This is a genomic window from Algoriphagus sanaruensis (genome assembly GCF_001593605.1).
GTDB classification, from domain to species: domain Bacteria; phylum Bacteroidota; class Bacteroidia; order Cytophagales; family Cyclobacteriaceae; genus Algoriphagus; species Algoriphagus sanaruensis.
Genome location: NZ_CP012836.1, coordinates 354,344 through 373,693, shown reverse-complemented (window position 1 = coordinate 373,693; position 19,350 = coordinate 354,344). Strand labels below are relative to the sequence as shown.

At 39.4% G+C, this 19,350-nt stretch carries 13 protein-coding genes; 1 reads left to right on the top strand and 12 read right to left on the bottom strand.

The window, feature by feature from the left end; translation table 11 throughout:
• Positions 1-46: 46 nt before the first annotated feature.
• From AO498_RS01740 to AO498_RS01705, 8 genes are all read right to left on the bottom strand, one after another.
• A complete protein-coding gene (locus AO498_RS01740; RefSeq protein ID WP_148660171.1) occupies positions 47-2,110 on the bottom strand; it encodes a T9SS type A sorting domain-containing protein in 2,064 nt (687 codons plus the stop codon).
• 648 nt (positions 2,111-2,758) lie between these two features.
• Complete coding sequence (locus AO498_RS01735) at positions 2,759-3,376, bottom strand: T9SS type A sorting domain-containing protein (RefSeq protein WP_067542892.1); 618 nt, start codon at positions 3,374-3,376, stop codon at positions 2,759-2,761.
• Between the two features lie 255 nt (positions 3,377-3,631).
• Positions 3,632-6,583, bottom strand: coding sequence for a T9SS type A sorting domain-containing protein (locus AO498_RS01730; protein ID WP_082792173.1), 2,952 nt, complete (start codon positions 6,581-6,583; stop codon positions 3,632-3,634).
• 393 nt (positions 6,584-6,976) lie between these two features.
• A complete protein-coding gene (locus tag AO498_RS01725; protein ID WP_157883962.1) occupies positions 6,977-9,802 on the bottom strand; it encodes a T9SS type A sorting domain-containing protein in 2,826 nt (941 codons plus the stop codon).
• A gap of 300 nt (positions 9,803-10,102) precedes the next feature.
• Positions 10,103-11,917, bottom strand: a complete 1,815-nt coding sequence (gene rho, locus AO498_RS01720; RefSeq protein ID WP_067542883.1) for a transcription termination factor Rho — start codon at positions 11,915-11,917, stop codon at positions 10,103-10,105.
• A gap of 202 nt (positions 11,918-12,119) precedes the next feature.
• A complete protein-coding gene (gene recO, locus AO498_RS01715; RefSeq protein ID WP_067542880.1) occupies positions 12,120-12,809 on the bottom strand; it encodes a DNA repair protein RecO in 690 nt (229 codons plus the stop codon).
• Positions 12,810-12,820: 11 nt separating this feature from the next.
• Positions 12,821-13,405, bottom strand: a complete 585-nt coding sequence (locus AO498_RS01710; protein ID WP_067542876.1) for a thymidine kinase — start codon at positions 13,403-13,405, stop codon at positions 12,821-12,823.
• Positions 13,406-13,407: 2 nt separating this feature from the next.
• A complete protein-coding gene (locus AO498_RS01705) occupies positions 13,408-13,734 on the bottom strand; it encodes a 2Fe-2S iron-sulfur cluster-binding protein (protein WP_067542873.1) in 327 nt (108 codons plus the stop codon).
• Between the two features lie 33 nt (positions 13,735-13,767).
• Between AO498_RS01705 and AO498_RS01700 the strand changes: the two genes are divergently transcribed.
• Positions 13,768-14,868: a hypothetical protein gene (locus AO498_RS01700; protein WP_067542870.1), complete on the top strand. Its 1,101-nt coding sequence runs from the start codon at positions 13,768-13,770 to the stop codon at positions 14,866-14,868.
• Between the two features lie 47 nt (positions 14,869-14,915).
• Here the strand turns inward: AO498_RS01700 and rodA are convergent, their stop codons facing one another.
• Genes rodA through mreC form a run of 4 tightly spaced genes read right to left on the bottom strand, consistent with a single transcriptional unit; the run spans position 14,916 to position 19,343 of the window.
• Positions 14,916-16,190, bottom strand: coding sequence for a rod shape-determining protein RodA (gene rodA / locus AO498_RS01695; RefSeq protein ID WP_067542867.1), 1,275 nt, complete (start codon positions 16,188-16,190; stop codon positions 14,916-14,918).
• Positions 16,191-17,993: a penicillin-binding protein 2 gene (gene mrdA, locus AO498_RS01690; protein ID WP_067542864.1), complete on the bottom strand. Its 1,803-nt coding sequence runs from the start codon at positions 17,991-17,993 to the stop codon at positions 16,191-16,193. It abuts the gene before it with no gap.
• Positions 17,990-18,514 carry a rod shape-determining protein MreD gene (locus tag AO498_RS01685; protein WP_067542861.1) on the bottom strand — a complete coding sequence of 175 codons (525 nt, stop codon included), beginning with the start codon at positions 18,512-18,514 and terminating at the stop codon, positions 17,990-17,992. The genes mrdA and AO498_RS01685 overlap by 4 nt, the downstream gene beginning before the upstream one ends.
• Positions 18,504-19,343, bottom strand: coding sequence for a rod shape-determining protein MreC (mreC, locus tag AO498_RS01680; protein WP_067542858.1), 840 nt, complete (start codon positions 19,341-19,343; stop codon positions 18,504-18,506). Before mreC ends, AO498_RS01685 begins: the two co-directional genes overlap by 11 nt.
• Positions 19,344-19,350 lie beyond the last annotated feature (7 nt).

The following is a 19,350-nucleotide window of genomic DNA, read 5'->3' as shown; positions in this document are numbered from 1 at the left end:
AGAGTTCGATGAGCCCCTGTTCAATTTTCCGAGGTTCTTTTCCTGCTTATTTTCTAAATAGTTTGACTTGATATGCTGTATTTTGATAGGTGAAAGTAAGGATGTACAATCCTTTCTTTTGGTTTTCAAGCGATCGATTTAACCATTCCTCAAGATCATTTTGCTCATTTGATCTAAATTGATAAGAAAAGGTTCCTGTTGCGTCAGAAAGGTTTACGGAAAAAGTTTCTCCTTCAATGTTTTGCCCTAATTCTGAAAAATCCAGTTTAATCCTGTCTCCTTGAGAACTTGGATTTGGATATATTTTCCAATTTTTGGTCGAAACATTCGAGGTAAATTGAACTGATTTTACGCTGCTGATTGTAAAATTGGAATCGAAATCTACTTGTTTAATTCTGTAATATACGATACCACCTTCGCTAGGTAAATATTGATCTATGAAATTGTATTCTTGAATTTGGTCAGAGTAGCCATGGCCTTGGACCTCACCAATTTTGATCCAATTTTGAATTCCATTTACTGACCTCTCAATTTCAAAATGAGAATTATTCCACTCCTTTGCGGTAGACCAAGAAAGGATAGAAGTATTTTTACTAGGATCAAGTTTAGCTTCAAATTTATATAGCTCAACTGGCAAAATTCTACAGCCACCGTAATAAGCGGGTGATGGATCTGTGACAATCCTTGAATCCGAAATTAATTCTGGAAAAGAACCGGTACAAACCTCAAATATTCCGGAGTTTCGGACATATAGGTAGCTATTTCCACCCTTATTAAAATTCCCTTCTATAAAAGAGGTAGAATTGTTCCTGTTAATCCAATTTGTTCCACTTGTATTATCAAGACTAAGTGAATTCTTAATATTTACGGCTGAATTATCCTCAATTGTGACATCTGCACCGTCCTGAACGGTAGTAGCTCCATCGACAAGTAATTCTGAATCGTCCTCTAGATTCAAGGAACTACCATTATCCTCTATCAATAGGGTGCCGCCAAGGTCTAAAAATCCGTTGTTTGTAATTGCCACATCTGCTCCAGTGCGTATTCTTGTGTTCCCAGAAACAGTTAATCTTGAGGTATTTTGGAGATTTAGAGTAGTGCCATTTTCTTCAATATCTAAGTTGGCATTAATAGTTACTTGACTATTTCCTTGAATAAAAATATCTGACCCTCCAATGAACTCTGTATATCCATTGAAAATAATTTCTGCATTACCTGTTGTAAATAGTGTTGCTGAATTTCTGTCGAAAGTGTTAGTGCCTTCAAATGTACCTCTGGAATCATCAGAAAATCTCAGCCCATTATTTTGATTATTTGTTTCAACGAGCAAATCTTCTTCAACAGTTATAGAAGAATTTCCTGAAAAACTTGCTGTCGATTGGTCTGACAAAGTCAAATTCTGGAGGACAGTAAAGGAAGTCGAATCTCTTCCAATAAATTGAGACTGGTCAGAAAGTTCCACATCTGACTCTACAATCACATTTGCTTGATTATTTACCTCAAATGAAGATTGGTCTGACAGTGTTAGATCTCTCTCAACTGTCAATTCTGCATTATTGGACATTGATAGTTGAAATTGATTGCTCAGACTAAAATCCCTTGTTGATGTGGTACTTGAGTTTTGACTCAGTATTAAATTGCCTTGTTGGCTGAGGTTAAAATCTCTCCCACTAAAAACCAATGACTCACTGATCGTCATTTGGTTATTTCCTGAGATGGTTAGATTACCACTCATTTCTAAAAGTCCCTCGCCAGATAGAGATACACTCTTTGAATTATTTCCTGTTATGGATAATGACCCTAGGCTTAAAGTTCGATTTGCTGCGATATTAATAGATACTATATTATTGTTTCCTACAGTTAAAGTTCCTGTTCTACTTACATCATGATTTATTATAACATTAATTGGGCAAGACCTATTATTGGTGGATACTGGAGGAGTAGAAGGAATAGTGGATCCACATCCTCCGGTATTAGTTATTACCCAAGTAGACGCGGAATTCCAATTTCCATTTCTAGTCGAAGTATAAGTCTGGCCAAATCCTAAACTAAACTTAAATAGGATTAGGAAAAGCAGACTATACCTAAGAATCAGTGTTTTGGTTAGCATCTTTGTAAAGAGAATGAAATATTGAATAGATGAATCAATTCATTGATTTCTCCTGTAAATATGCAATTAATTTACAAATAGATGCAAGTCATTTACTTTTCGAAGGTCTTGATGGGTGTATTTGAACTAAATACACATGCTGAAGAAAATAATTAAAAAATTTAAAATTTATAAATTAGTTTTATGAAAATATCATTTCCAAGAGAGAAAAATTGGACTTAAAACTCCTAAATGTTTTATTGTTTCTTCTTCCCAAGAAAGTATATTAAATGCATAAAAGTAAGATCGAAATACAAAAAAATGCTCTAAAATTTATTTGTTTTAAATTCTGTTATGTCTGTTGGCTTGTTTATAATTTCTGACTTTTGAAAAATTTGTGAGTACCCAAATGCCTGTCAAAAAATTCTTCCTAAAAATCACAATTGTATTTCAAGGCTAATAAAATGAATTTTATAAAATTTAATTTTTTTTCTAAAAAGTTTAATTTTTTTTTCAGCAAAGTGACTTTAATATTAGATTTCTTTGGCTACTCTTGATTATTTAATTTTTAGATATTCTCCCAAGAACACAGGATGAGTACAAAAAGAAGATAAATCCAATATGTATGATTTCTTATCCGCATGGAAATATTGAATGCACAACAAGCTCTTATCTTTTCAAAATCACCTTATGGTATTCTAGCCTATCACCCCAGCTGATCTCCAAAGTATAAATCCCTGCTGCTTGGGTTAGGAACCAGTCACTTATTCTGATTCCCATGGACTTAATATGGTCAAATGTAAATGTCTCAAAGTGACCGGTAGCTGTAATGATCCGAAGGGTAACCACTTCATCTTTATATGCCTCAGGATTAATCAACTCGATTTCAAATGGATATCCTGTAGTTGGATTTGGATACACTCTCCAATGAGTCATATCTGCTAATGGCTCAATACGAATGGCTCTCGTCACTGAGAAGGTTGAGTCTCCATCAAAATCCACCTGTTTCAAGCGATAGTAAATCGTGCCTCCAGCTAGTGGAAGTTTTGTGTCTTGGAAATTATAATCGGTAGGTTCATCAGCATATCCTGCGCCTTGAACTTCCCCGATTTTCATCCAATCTTTCACTGTGTTTATAGAACGTTGAATCTCAAATCGATCATTTTGCCATTCTTTGACAGTTGCCCAAATTAAGTCTCCGGATCTTTCGGTAGCGTTATAGATAGCATTGAAGTAAAGGTAATCTATAGGAAGAATTCGGAAATTTGGATAACGAATGTAGACCACACCTTGGAACCCATTGCTGCCTCCAGACTTACCTGCTCCTCCTCCAGAAAATGTTTATGGAAGAACGGTGGAATCTGCTAAAATCAAGTGCAATATGTCTTTTTCTAAAAGATATTGAGGAAGATAGATTGTCATTTTTTCAATGGATAAAGTTTCATATTGACTAAAAATCAGTCCATAGTTCCCAACTATTTTTAAAAGGGATTTAGTTGAACTGGGCTGCTCGATTAAATTGAAATTCCAGAATGCGTTTCTCTAAAAATTTTTGACAATTTTTTTACACAATGCTCGCTGTGGATTTGAAAGCTTCAGTACGTAAGTGCCCGCGGGTAAATGACTCAAATCAAGTTTGATATGATGAGTGGATCGCTCGACAATAGGAGCGTCTAAGCATATTCCTTCTGAATCAATTAAATCTAATTGCAATTCATCAATTTGTTGGGCTTCAACTTCTATATAGTTTACAAATGGATTTGGAAACACATTAATTTCTAATTCGGAATCAAAGTTCACTCCGATTAATTTGGAATAGGTAATTTCTCCTTCTTCATTGATTTGAACAATCCTATAAAAATTACTTCCTAAGAACGGGCGTTCGTCCACGATGGTGTATTTGGAAATATCATTGGTTGTTCCACTGCCTACCATTTCACACACATCAATCCATGTATTTTGGTCCCTGGATCGTTGTACTTTAAAGACTTTGCTACCTTTTTCTCGCGCGGTAGACCAATTTAATTCGACATGTTGCTCTGAAACATTGCCAGTAAAATCTAACCAAGCAACAGACAAAACGCGAAATGGTGTTGTTTCTGCTTGATCAGAATTATTACTTGGATCTGAATCTGGTGTAGTAGAGGTGACAAGTACATTGTTGACGTACCCTTCATTATCCTCTTCGACTCGTGCAGTCAGTGTCATGGTTTCAGTCATCCCAGCGGGAAGTAATCCTATATTCCAGATATTGGTGATAGGGTCAAAGCTACCATTGGTTAAGCTGTGACTACGATACACATAGCCATTTGGAATATTTTCGAGAACCTGAACGTTTTCTGCTTCACTGTAGCCATTGTTTGTAACAGTGATGGTAAATGTTACTTCTGTTCCAAATTCAGGCTCTTCAATGTTTACCGTTTTAGTTGCTATTAAGTCGCTATTGATCGGCCTGATCCCAAAATTTGCATCGGATATGGATGTTCCATTTAGAATAATTCCTGTTAGAATACCATTGATTGTACCGTCGTGGCCTTGTCCGGAACCAAGCTTTTCTCCTGTATTTTCCCAAAATACTGGTAGTCCCGGAGATGCAGTCAATGCACCTACTGCTAAAGAATCCTGACTCAGGATGGCAATGTAGTTTCCGTTTCCGATTTTTCTTAAACTGTAAAATCCACTAGAAGAAACCGAGGCTACCCTTGCTACCTCATTGGTTTCTGCATGCAATAATGAAACAAAAAGAGGTTGGATGGGAGGTGCAGTACCTCCAACCAGATTGTCATCCAAAGCATTGGAGTCTAGGAAAATATTTCCTGTAATTGCTAAAAAGAAGAAATTGCCTCGTTCTTTGACTTCTGTGTAATAGGAAGCTGCCCATGTATTGATGGTCCGATTATTGGCAAATCCATTATCTCCTGTCGCGAACCAACTATGCTCGGGACTAAGGATTCCTGTTACATTAACCCTAGGATCGGCAGCAGTTTGTCCTGAGCTTAACCCATCAATGCTTAATTGAGAATCATCCCAATAAATGACATTGTCTTCTTGGGTCCCAGGTCGAATGTTGGTAATGCGGATTCCAAGGCTTTGCTCAAAGTCATAGATTGGAAAGTGAACCGGGAAAAAAATTACCGATGCAACAAAATTGATATTGGCTCCTAGGGGAAGTTCGTTTCCAGAGGCATCTACTCCATCCCAAATAATTTGATAGGTACCCGGATTTTCAAAATTATAGGAAAGAATAAGGTCTATGCCTTCGTCAAATTCTTCGTTATCATTGAGATCCACAAGGATATCGACTATACCGGGCATGCTGATCGATAAATCTACCACTGCCTCTCCTCCAGTTTCCGGCGCAGTTTTCTCCCGGTAATCTAGGTTGAGTGATGCAGTCGGAGGAGTGGTTGTTTTCCAAATAGTCCGATCTGGATCATTGAGAAATAGAGGATATTGGATGTTACTAGAGGTTCCCTCTTTCGAACGTCTATTTTGCTGATAATCCCCTGAATTTATGGGTCCATCCTGGTTAGCAAAAAAATTGGTCCATCCTCCGCTTCCTCCAGGCACCCGTATCCTTTTCACAAAATAATCATCATCTTGATCTGTCGTGAAGGTATTGTCTACCGGAATATAAAATCCAAAATCCGGCCCAAAAGCATAGGAATCTGCGACCCCTGAAGTGGTTATTGTTAAACTTGTTACATCTGGGGTTAGCCTTGAATTTGAAATACTCCAAAATTTGCTGTACACCCTACCATTCTTAATTTCTCCTGAGGCATCTGCAACAGTAATGTCCCAGTAATCGATATGGAAGCCTCCAATATTGATAAAATCATCGCTGGTATTTGTGAATTCAACCCAAAAGGCTCGGTCTTGTCCGGTGGTATTGGTGAAGTAATGTGGAGAGTATCCTCCTGCACCTCCGGGTAATAAGCTTGGTCCAATCTTCGCCTGAAGTGCATCATAGGGTCTACCTTGATAATTGACAGTGGACCCTTGTGCATAGTATTGTTTATAAGTATCCCCTCCAGTGTTGTAGGTGTACATTCCGTTTGAATATGAAACTGTAGTCATACCTTCTGAGGATGTTTTTGCATCTGGAAAAAATGAGGTATCACTTGAGTCAAAAAACCATCGAACCCGCCATTGACCCACCGAGGTAGTGCCTGCTCTAAAGCCCCAATAAACTGTTTCGCCAGCTTTTACAAAAACAAATAGTCGATGATCGGTTTGGTAATTGGTTTCATAAGTAGATCCGCTTAAACCATCATTGGTTGGCAAAAGGAAATATCCCCTTGTACCATATCCACTCGCACTTGTGGAGGAGTAGGCCGCATGCCAAAGCATTGATTGGCCGTTTATTCCGTGCCCCCAAGTACCTGAGCCCTCTCCTTGTGCTTTTGAAGAATTGAGAAATATACCCATGATCAATCCCCCAAATACCAAAAGTAAATGTCGATAAATGGGTGATATGAGAGCGATTTTCTTCATCTTAATAATCGCTAGATAGCGATGTCCTACTTATCTTAAACGTCCAAAATTTGGACGTGGATGGAATATTACCTTAATTTATTTCAACTACTATAATTTTTAATAAGCATAAAAAATAGATGACAATTTGGTATTTAAGACTAGTATATAATCGTCATTTATTGTCTAAAAATAATCTAATTTTTAATTTGATATAAGACCAAATCAATTCTTCAATAATTACATTCTACCTTCAATTAGGTAGACCAGTTTTAATTTATAAATCATGAATTTGGATAAAACTTCTGATTTTTGGTTGCTTAGTCCTTTCTATACTTCAGTTTTTTCTTTTCTCGACTTCTCCATTGAAAGACAATGGTTATTAAGGCTGTAAAATTAATCCCTTGAACTTCATTAATTCAGCTTTTCAATTCGTATCGAGTAAAACTCAAAATTATTGAAAGCCTTGGCGATGTATATCCCTGATGGGAGGGTGGATAAATCCACCAAATAGAAGGTTTTTCCCGTGTTAATTATTTTTGGATTCACCTTACTTCCTCTACTATCTACAAAGAGTAATTGGAAGTTTTCAATGTCTTCTAATTCGATCCTAACAACTCCGCTGCTTGGATTTGGATATGCTTGAATAAGTTGAAAAGGTTCTTTTTCTAAGGCGATGACTTTGGAGTAGCTGATCTTTTCGCCTTGATTAACCTGCCCGATCCGATAGTAGCTTCTTCCGGGAAGTGGGCTTCGATCCAACAACCTGTATTCGGATTTTTCCGCCAAATTCCCAGTTTTTTCTACCATTTCTACTTTTTCCCAAAATCTTCCATCTTTGGATCGCTCTACTTGATAGTAAAGAAGATCCTTTTCATTGGTAGTAATCCAAGATATTTCAGCAAGAGGGTCCAGGTAATTTGCTTCAAGGTGTAGCCAAGTAACTGGAAGAATCCTGAAAGGGGTAGTTTCAGCATTGTCTGAATTGTTTGATAAATTTGGATCTGGAGTAGTTGAAGTTATAAGTACGGTATTGTTATAATCTTCAATTGTTTCTTCTACTCTACAGGTGAGTGTAAGTGTTTCAGTGCTTCCATTGGTCAAAATCCCAATATCCCAAATTCCACTTGCAGGATTGAATGTTCCGATACTTACTGTGTGCGATAGGTAGGTGTAGCCATCAGGCATACTTTCAAATACCTGTACATTTTCAGCATCATTATAGCCATCATTTCTAGCTGTGATGGTAAAAATTACGGTACTTCCAAATTCCGGGAGTTCGTTATTCACGGACTTTTGAACAAGTAAATCAGCAATAATAGGTCTTATCCCAAAGTTTGCATTGGAAATGGAGGTTCCGCTTACCACCAAATCAGTCAATACCCCATCAATTACTCCATCACTTCCAACCCCAGTTCCAAAATTTTCGCCTGTTGTTTCCCAATCTGAAGGCAACATTACTCCCGGGTTATTAGCATCCAATGTGGCGGAATCAGTTGAAATAAGAATTGAATAAGTTCCATTTGGAATTTTTCTCAAACTGAAGGTTCCATTAGAGTTTACTCTTGCGACTCGTCTAACCTTGTTGGTTGCCTGATTGATCAAGATGGCATATAGAGGCTGTAAGGAAGTTGGGTTACCATCTACCAAATTATCCTCAAGCCCATCTGGATCATCGTACACATTACCTTGAATGGTTAAAAAGTTGAATCCTTCACGTTCATTTACTTCGGTGTAATAAGAGGCAGCCCAAGTATTGATGGTATTATTTTGGCTAATTCCATTATCCCCATTCGCCCACCAGATATGTGAATTTCCAGCCTCTCCCGTCACATTGACAGCAGCGGACTGAGCACTAGTGGCTAGGTTAATCCCATTGCTACCAGTTCTTGGAAGAAGGGAGTCATCCCAATAAATGGCATTTTGAACTACTGCGCCTGGTCTGACATTGGTAATGGTTATCCCAAGACTTTGTTCCATGTCATAAATGGGAAAGTGTACTGGAAAGAAAAGGACTGCAGCAAAAAATTCAATATCAGAACCATTAGGCAATTCATTTCCTGCCGCATCTTCTCCATTCCAATAAATTTGAAAAGTACCAGGGGTATCATAGTTTTCTGAAATGATCAAATCGATCCCTTCATCATAAACCCCATTACTATTTAAATCCACCAAGACATCTACAATGGCTGGAAGACTAATTGTTAAATCAACATAGGCTTCACCCCCGGTGCCAGGAGCGGGTTTTTCTTGATAGTTAATTTCAAGTGAGGCGGATGGAGGATCGGTGGTCTGCCAAATGGTTTGGTCAGGATCGTTGATAAATAGGGGATATTGGTAATTGGAGGACGTTCCAGAAATAGATCTTCTATTCTCGATGTAGGTAAGGTTATTCCTTGGGCCATCTTGATTTGCAAAAAAATTAACATACCCCCCATGTGAACTTCCGAAGTTGGCATATTTGACGAAGTAATCATTTGGTGCTCCTGAAAAAGTATTGTCGACAGGGACATAGAATCCAAAATTATCGTGGAATGATAGTCCATTGCTATTTGACCCTGCAACAGAAGGTAAGCCATTGACTATACTCCAGTATTTACAATAAACTCGTCCGGGAATTGGGCTATAGTTGCCACTTGTTCCTGAAGCAACAGTTACGTCCCAAAAATCAATATTGAAACCACTTGAAAACAACGCATCACTAGTCGTGGATATTTCGACCCAAAATGCTCGGTCGGCTCCTGTTGTATTGGTAAAAGAACGTGCGCTATATCCAGAAGACCCAAAGATTGCACTTGGACCGACTGCAGCGTCATCTGCATTAGCTGGTCGTCCTGAAGCTCCTCCACTTCCTGATGGGTTGTAATCATACGAGCTGATCTGGACTCTTCCAGTTCCAGTTGTTCCTACTGGATAAAAGCCAATGTCGGTTTGATCATAGTACCAACGAACGCGTATGTTTCCACTTCCCCCATTTCTCCTAAAACCCCAAAAAACAGTTTCCCCAGCCTTCACATATACATAGAAACGGTGATCTGGGTTGTAATTGGAATTGTAAGTACTACTACTGGTTCTGGATGGAAGCATCATAAAGCCTCTCGTGCCATATCCTGTATTCGAGGATGAGCTATTTGCCGGGACCCAAAGCCAACTTCTTCTGTCAGAGGCTGTACCCCAAGTTCCTGATCCTTCTCCCAAAGCTTCGAAGGTCAACTGGAAAAAGAACACGTAAAGAAGCAAAATGCTCCTTAGAGATTTTCTTAAAATTGGCCCGTTTATTGCAATAGCCTTCATGTCAGTTTCAGCTACTTTGTACTTATTATCTAGAGTTATCCTTAAAAAAGGAACAAAATATATTGAAAAATAGTGCTTTTACCAAATAAAATTTTGAAAAGCATTTTTTGAATATTGACTTTCATTTTTGGTAGGATGTAAAAAAATGATGCCTGCTTTTCTATTAATGGGTTTGTAATAGGTGAAGCCCTAGAAAACAAAAAACCCGATCCATTTGGACCGGGTTTGACTTTAGATTTGAGAAATTTAACCGTTCATTGAAATTAAAAACTCAGCATTATCGCGAGTTCCTTTCATTCGCTGAAGTAAAAATTCCATAGATTCTTGAGAAGTCATGTCGCTCATAAGCTTTCTCAAGATCCATACTCGCTGCATTTCTTCTTTATCCATCAACAAATCTTCCCTTCGAGTACCCGAACTTAGCACATCGATAGCAGGGTAAATTCGTCTATTGGCAAGTTTACGGTCAAGTGCCAATTCCATGTTGCCGGTTCCTTTGAATTCCTCAAAGATTACCTCGTCCATTTTGGATCCAGTTTCAACCAAAGCTGTTGCAATAATTGTCAAGGAGCCTCCATTTTCAACATTTCTTGCCGCTCCAAAAAAGCGTTTAGGTTTATGAAGTGCATTGGCGTCCACCCCACCAGAAAGAATCTTTCCAGAACTAGGTACCACAGTATTGTGGGCCCTTGCCAAGCGGGTAATGGAATCCAATAGAATGACTACATCATGACCGACCTCGACCATGCGTTTTGCTTTTTCAAGGACAATGTTTGCCACTTTCACATGTCGATCAGCTTGCTCGTCAAAAGTGGAGGAAATCACTTCTGCGCGTACAGATCTTGCCATATCCGTAACTTCTTCAGGCCGCTCATCAATTAGCAAAATCATCAAATGAACTTCAGGATGGTTTTGCGTGATTGCATTAGCGATTTGCTGAAGGAGTACTGTTTTACCTGTTTTAGGTTGTGCTACAATCATTCCACGTTGACCTTTTCCTATTGGAGCAAAAAGATCAAGGATCCTTGTAGAATAAAGATCATGTTTGGTCGAAAGATTTAATCTTTCTTCAGGGAATAAGGGAGTTAAGTATTCGAAAGGGACACGATCTCTGATTTCATCAGTGGTTTTCCCATTTACTGTTCCGATCTTTAGAAGGGCAAAGTATTTTTCACCTTCTTTTGGTGGCCGAATGGAGCCTTTGATATGATCACCAGTTTTAAGTCCAAAAAGTTTGATTTGACTTGGTGAGACATAAATATCATCAGGAGAAGCAAGGTAATTGTAATCCAGTGATCTCAGAAATCCATATCCCTCTGGCATGATTTCAAGTACACCTTCATTCTCGATAACCCCGTCAAATTCACGTGGACTTACAAAAGGTTTTTTGCGAGCGGGTCCAGGGATGGTTTCTGCGGATGGAATCAAGGCTTCCTCCGGATTTTTGAAGTTCTTTCGTCTTGGAAGTTCTACTTCCGGTTCGGGTTTGGTTGCTTTTACTTCCTCAACGGAAGCAGAGGGGGGAGTTGTTGGTGTTGGGATCTCAGTTTGGATTTGATCCTCGACTTTTACTTCTTCAAAGACTCTTCTGCGTGGTCTGAAAGTCTTTCCTTCTTCTTGACTTTCTGGATCTTTCCGCTGTCCTTCGGCACTCGCACGATTTGGCTTTGCTTCTTGCTCTTTGATTGGTTTAGGGTCTTCCTTTTGAGGAATTTCTTCCTTGATAGGTTCTTCCTGGGCTTTGGCTACTTCCTCTTCTGATTTCTCTGACAAGGCCGTAACGTTCTGCCTTCTAAATTTTGGCTTATAATCTACAGGTTCTTCAGGGGTTGGTTGGGAGGTCGGCAGGGGTGTTGATTTTTCTGCTTCTGCAGTTTGTGTCTCTACGATAGATGGTTTTTTCTTCGGAAGAGCCTGCTCAGGGGTGATGGCTTGTTGATCGAGTATGGCATATACGAGCTCGTCCTTTTTCAGGGATTTAAAGTTCTTTACACCAAGTTCCTCGGCAATTTCTTTCAGTTCAGATAAAAGCCTGATTCTGAGTTCTTCTATGTTGTACATAAAGAGGATAGGTAATAATAAAATATGTTGAAATGTGGCAATTGAGAACGTGAATGATTTCTGGAGGAAAAATTTTCTACAGGGGAGATCAAGTCAAAGTGGGCTGACCTGTTCATTCACGGAGATGGCACAATATTAAGCCTTGGTTTTTGATTTAACAAATTTTTATTTCTGCTTTAGTAAATTGATGCTCAGCTTTTTTCTATTCCATTATTTGTCTTAAAACTGGTAGGGATTTAATAGGAGTAGGATTATCCAAATGCTCCCGGTAAAAGTCTAGCATATGGTTCAGTAACTTTCTTCGGACAGAGCTTGAAATTTTTGTAGAGGCTTGATATCCTTTTGAAAGAGCGTCCTCCAAAAAGGGAATACATAAGTTTAATTCCTCGATACTCAATGTTTGATGTTGAGATTCTTCAAAAAATCCCATTGCCTCGGCAGGCGAAAATCCCAAGAATTTAGCTTGTTGAATTAGAAATAATATAGGGAAATAAGGTAAAGGGCACTCTTCTTCATCAAGTAGTTCAATACTTAGCGAAAGAAAATCAAAGAGCCATTCATTTTGATAATTATCATAGATGCTTCTATTGATCATCTCAGCCATAAACATTGCGATACTTATCCGGGAAAAATCAAAAGGGATTCGTTGAGTAGGGAATTCAATTTTTGCCTCTGAGATCCGTTGTAATCCTGAATTAGACTTATCGTAAACTACGAGATCCAACTTGGTCATGGGTTGATAAAGCGCCATTTTGGTAGACTTACCTTGACTTCTTACTCCATTAACCACATATGATTTTAGCCCTAGCTCACGGGTAAAAATCTTCGTAATGATACTTGATTCTTGGTATTTCAGGGTGTTAAGTACAATCCCACTTGTTTTTTTGATCATAGACCGATCAATTAAGTGCGCTCTTCTTTGTAGCAATTCCTACATCGAGCTTCATAGGAGTCTTTTTCGCCTAATACCACCTTTTCCTTAGAGGCTGAAAGCCGATAAGAAAAAGCAGCCAGGTCTCCGCACTTCATACAAATCGCATGAACTTTAGTAACATACTCGGCAATAGCCATCAAGGTGGGCATTGGCTCAAAGGGCTTTCCTTCAAAATCCATGTCTAATCCAGCCAAGATGACTCGCTTACCTTGATTAGCTAAAATCTGGGAGACCCTTACGAGCTCTTGATCAAAAAATTGCGCTTCATCTATCCCTACGACATCACAATCCCCAGAAAGAAGTAAAATGTCCCCAGCAAAGTTTACAGGAGTTGATCGGATGCTAGTTTCATTATGGGAAACTACATCCTGTTCATGGTATCGTTTATCTACGGATGGTTTAAAAATTTCAACTTTCAATCTCGCAATTCTAGCTCTATTCAACCTGCGAATAAGCTCCTCAGTTTTGCCTGAAAACATGGACCCACAGATTACCTCAATCTGACCCTTTCGTTCGGATGATTTTCCAATATGTAGGCTAGGCTCTACAAACATGCTTATTCGGTATAAGTTAAATGTGGAAATTTATTGATGTCTGCCACTCGTATGATCAGTTCTCCTGACTTAAGGCTGCATTGGCAGGCGAGGCGCTCGTTTGGTTTTAGTCGGCTTTGGTTTTTGTAAAATATTTCTCGGTCTGTTTCTTCAGTTAAAGATTCCTGACCTTTCAAAATAACCATTTTACAGGTCGTACATCTTCCTTTTTTACCGCAAGCATGCATCCAATCTATACCGGATTCATGGATTAATTCGATAACTTTACGTTCAGAATTTTCTGAATCTATTGTAAAATTTCCAAGATTTTGAATGACGATTCGGGACATTTGTACGTTTGCTTTTCAAAACAAGACCTACCTATGACAGTTCAAATTAACAGCAATTATTTAGAAAATTATGCGCGGGAATATTCGGAGATTGTTTGCTCCCGCTTTTTTTCAGATCGGCAATTTATCTCCGGTCAAGAGATTCTTCAACTTACCAATAGCATTCAGGTTAATTTTTTTGTGATTAAACGAATGTTTGAATTATGGCAGGAGGAACTATCCAAGTTGAAAAGCAGTCCATTCTTTGATTATCGCGATATAGCGGTGCATGAGGCATTGACCCAATTTATGAATGTCCTTTCCAGAAGAATCAAAGTTCAAAGTCAGGACTTCCGGCCTTTACTTCAAGAAGCGGTAAGCCAAGCAATTCAGGTTGCTACAGATCCAGTTCAGTTCTTTCAAAATGAAGTAAGAAAAGCACCATCAGGTAAAATAAACGAGTACCTCAAGGAGAACAAAAAGTATTACAAGTGGAATGATCGAGTTGTTACTTTTTTGATTGATAAGGCCGGATTTGGATATGATATGGATTCGTATTTGAAGGCAATTTCTGCCAATTATCAAGTAATTCAAGATTCTTTGGAATCCGTGAATTTGTTACTCGCTACCCTTGGAGATGTAAAAGCTTTCAACTTGGACGCTTATTTAATTAAGGAGGAATCTAAGTCTGGCCCAGTTGATTTTGAAGAAACACCAACTTCCGAAGCATCCTATTCTTTTTTTGAGGAGGAGGTCGTAGAATCCACGATCACAGAATCACCCAAAATGGAATCCTTGTCAACACCTACCCCCAGAGAGACAATTACTAAAATAACTCAAGTCGGGGCTGTAGGCTCGTTGGATTCTGCTTCTCTTAAAGCTCATTTTGCTTCGGAGACCTATAAAGGAATGAAGGGGATTTTGGGCGAGTTGTCTGAGAGTTTGGCAATTAATCAGCGGTTTATGTTCACCAAGGAATTATTTGATGGAAATGCAGACTTGCTTAGACATGCGCTAGCGACCATTGACGGCCTGGGTACTTTTGAAGACGCGGTAGATTTGATCAATTCAAGATATGTGCAAGAACTGAATTGGGATGTTCAGTCAGAAGCTGTACATGAATTTTTGCAATTGATTTATAGGAAGTTTTCCTAATCAAGGAAATTCAACTAAAAAAGGGAGATCATTTTGATCTCCCTTTTTTAGTTAATCCGTCCGAGCTGGGAAGCTCGTGAGGAATCAAACTTGATGAAAATGAATAATAAGACAGTAAAGGACCAAAGCGAAGAACCTCCGTAGCTAAAAAATGGCAATGGAATACCAACCACTGGGAAAAGGCCTATGGTCATCGCGATGTTGATCATAAAATGGAATAACAGAATGGAAATCACGCAGTACCCATAAATTCTCGAAAACCGATTTTTTTGCCGTTCTGCCATGACTACCAATCGATAAAGCAAGCCAGTGAACAGGCCAATTACAATGAGACTTCCTACCCAGCCAAATTCTTCTCCGAGGGTACAAAAAATAAAATCCGTATGCTGCTCAGGGACAAAGTCAAATTTGGTTTGAGTGCCTTCTAAATATCCTTTACCCAATAAGCCCCCAGATCCAATCGCAATTTTGGATTGGGTGACGTTCCAGCCTACACCTAAAGGATCAATGTCTGGATTGAACAATACCATAATTCGATTTTGCTGGTGTTCAGGAAGTTTGCTGACTACAAAGTCAATCGAATATATGTAGGCGATCAAACCTATTCCGATCAGTGAGAATGCAATAATTCTTTGCCAGGATTTTTTTCCTAAAAAAATTAAAATCCCCATAAGCCCTAAAATAGCGATGGCTAGATAGAGGTTGTTTTCGATCCCCAGCGCCAAAAGTGTAATCGCTACAAACCCAATCCCAAGCATGTAGTACCACTGTGGTAATCCTTCCCGATAAAACATCAGGAGCAATGAAAAATAAACCATCGCGGTACCCGTATCCGGCTGAAGTAAAATCAGCAAAACCGGTAACATCAAAACACCAAATGCAATTGCCTGAAATTTCCCTTTGCTTAAGTCAAAGGTAGGGCGCTCCATTACTTTGGCTAAGGCAAGAGCTGTCGCAAACTTGGCAAATTCACCGGGCTGTATTCTGAAATCACCGAAGCCTATGGAAAGGATTTGTCCGTTTACTTCCTTTCCTATAAAAGGTGTTAGAATCAAAAGAATTAAGAATATCCCGTAGATGATTAGAGACAAATTTTCAAAAAATCGAAAATCAGCCACCATAATTAGGGTAATCAACGCAATTGCAGTTCCGATCCAAACTAATTGCTTTCCTGAATTGATGGAGAAATCAAAAATGCTTTTTTCTACTTGGCTATCATAAACCGCCGCATAGATATTAAACCAGCCGATGGTCACCAACAGGAAATAGATCGATACTGCAATCCAGTCTACTCGGTTGATATGAATATCTGATTCCCTCATTTAATAAATAAAGTTTCCTGCAAGTACATATTCCTCCAAAGCAGGCCGGGTGATTTGGCCTTTGATGTATTTTTCAATCATCAACGATGCAGTACTTGCGGCAGCGCGACCTCCCCAGCCGGCATTTTCCACGTAAACAGCGATGGCGATTTTGGGATTGTCTTTTGGCGCAAAGGCCACAAAAACCGAATGGTCCTCTCCATGTGGATTTTGGGCAGTACCTGTTTTACCTGCGATAACCAAATCTTGGATAATGGCTCGATTGGCAGTTCCATACAACGCTTCTGCCATCGCATCTTGAATCAGATCAAAATGATGCGCATCCACGCCGACCTCATGTCTGACTTGGTATTTAGCAGGGATTTTTGTTGGGTCACCATCTACTGCCTTGATTAAATGTGGGGCATAGTAATAGCCTTTATTTGCAAAAATGGCAGCAAGGTTAGCCATTTGAATTGGAGTGACCTGAAGTTCCCCTTGACCAATAGAAAGGGAATAAATGGTAGAATATTTCCATCTTCCTTCCCCATATACTCGATCATAGAGTCTGCTGGAAGGGACATCGCCACCCCTTTCTCCTGACATATCGAGTCCAAGTGGACTTCCCAATCCAAATTTTAATACTTCTTCTCTCCAGGCATTCAGACCCAATTCGGTGTCCTTAAAAGTATTGGTGGAAAGTTCCTGATTGATAATCATTCGAAAAGCCTGGTGGTAATAGGGATTACAGGAATTACGAATCGCACCAAAAAGATTGACTGGACTTGGATGGTTGTGACAAGCCACCAAAGACTTGTTACACGCAAATGTCGTATTGGGAGTAAGGATGCCTTTCTGTAGTCCGATCAGACTCTGTACAATTTTGAAAATTGATCCAGGAGGATACATCGCCATAATTGGACGATTGAATAGTGGCTTTTCAGGGTCGTTATTGAGTTTACGATAGTTCTTGCTAAACTCAGCTCCTGTCAGTGAATTGGGATCATAAAATGGAGCAGAGATCATCGCCAAGATTTCCCCAGTTTTTGGCTCGATTGCGACTACAGATCCTTTTTTCCCTGCCATCAACATTTCTCCGTACAGCTGGAGATCCATATCGATGGTGGAGGTTAGGTTTTTGCCAGCTACTGATGCGGTATCATATTCTCCATCTTTGAAGGGGCCTTTGTCGATACCTCGGACATTGACCATTTTGTATTTCACCCCTTTATTGCCTCGAAGTTCACTTTCGTAAAATCGTTCCAATCCACTCAATCCAACATAATCTCCTTGACTGTAATACTTTGCAGAGTCTTTTTCCAACTGGCCGGCGCTGATTTCTCCTATATAGCCCAAAGCATGTGGTGCTGTGGCGTTAGGATAGGATCGAACCGATCGGGTCATGATAAATAGGCCTGGATAATCCACTAGGAAATCTTGAATTCTAGCAAAATCTGTCGTCGATATTTGCTTGATCAGTGGAGAGGGTTTAACTCTGGAATAGGTCTTTGCGGCATTGTAGGCTTCGATCAGCTTTTCTTTCTCGATCTTGAAAAGTTGGCAAAACCTGGTAGTGTCCCCAATTTTAAATTCCTTGGGAACGACCATCAAATCAAAAATTGGATTGTTATAAACAAGTAGCTTCCCGTTTCTATCATAAATCAGTCCCCGATAGGGGTGATCCACCACTCGCTGGATTGCATTTCGCTCGGCTTTTTTCAAAAAACTATCATCTACTACTTGGATCAAAAAAAGCTTGATCAAGAGTACGGCACTTATCAGGAAAATAACAAGAATAATGACGGCAGGTCTTTGGTCTTTCATCTAATACTCCTCCTTCTCTGGAAAAACAGCAGCTGTACAAGTATAGCCAAAAGCATGCTGAAAAGGGAAGAAAATAGAATTTTGTTTAAAGCTCCAAAAAAGGAACCGGTTCCCCATTGGTCTGCTAAAAAGAACACTCCACAATACGCTAGGAATAAGGGAAAAGTATAACTGATAAACCACCTAGCCCCCATTTGATTTAAGGTCGGCTCTTCACCTTCATCATATCCTCCCGAAGGACTAATAGCCTTGAGCCAGTAAGGTCTTAAGAAGGCCAAAAATGTAGCAGCGGCGGCATGCATCCCGATGGTTTCGTAAAAGAGGTCGACCAAAATTCCAATGCCAAATGAAATTAGCATGAGAGGTACCGGACGAATAGAAATCGGCTGTGTCAAAATGCCCAAAACATATAGGAATCCGAAGGCAACACCGAAAACTGCCAGGTTTTTCAATAAAAAAACCTGCACCATCAATAATAAGATGATCAAAAGGCTATTTGAAATTAGGCTTCTAATATTCATTGGTGATTTCGGCCTGTTTGTTCAAAGAATCCAGTTCGGCGATTTGATTATTTTCAACAAGATATACAAAGGTCACCTTGCTGAAATCTGCACTGAGCTTGACTTTAATGTCTAAATAATTTGAGTTTTCCTCATCGGGCTGTACTTCTGAAATGATTCCAATAGCAATCCCTTCCGGGAAAACCGCATTGAAGCCAGAAGTAATGACCGTATCACCAGCCTGAGCTTTCACATGACGAGGAATGTAAAGTAGCTTGGCAAATTCCGTGTCTTTGCCATCCCACTGGACAGACCCAAATACGTCATTTGATTTTATCTTGGAGGACACCAAAAGACTTGTATTGAGTAAGGAGAAAGCGACAGAATAATTTTCCGAAACGGTCTTCACCCGGCCGATTACTCCTCTGGAGTCAAATACCCCCATTCCGGGTTTTATGCCATCTTTAGCCCCTTTATTTAGCGTAAGATAGTTTTGAGAAAAGCGAAGTGAATTCCCAATTACTCGGGCAACCCTAAATTCAAAAGTGGCTTCAAGTGCTGAATCGAGCATTATCCGACTGCTGTCTGGCCTTGAAGTCAATCTCAAAACTTCTGTCAAGAGTTCGGAATTTTCCTCAGTCAGTGCTTCGTTGGCCTCTGCCAGAGCAAAAAACTGAACCACATCAGCTTGCTTCTTTAGGATAGAGCCGACGACCTCATTTGAACTATTGAAAAACGCAGCACCCTGAGGAGAATTATTGGAGACAATCAGCCAAACGGCGACCACCTCTAGAAAAACAAATAGTAGAAAAGCCCTTATGGAATAAAGGAACTGTAGGATGCGTAGCATTCAATTC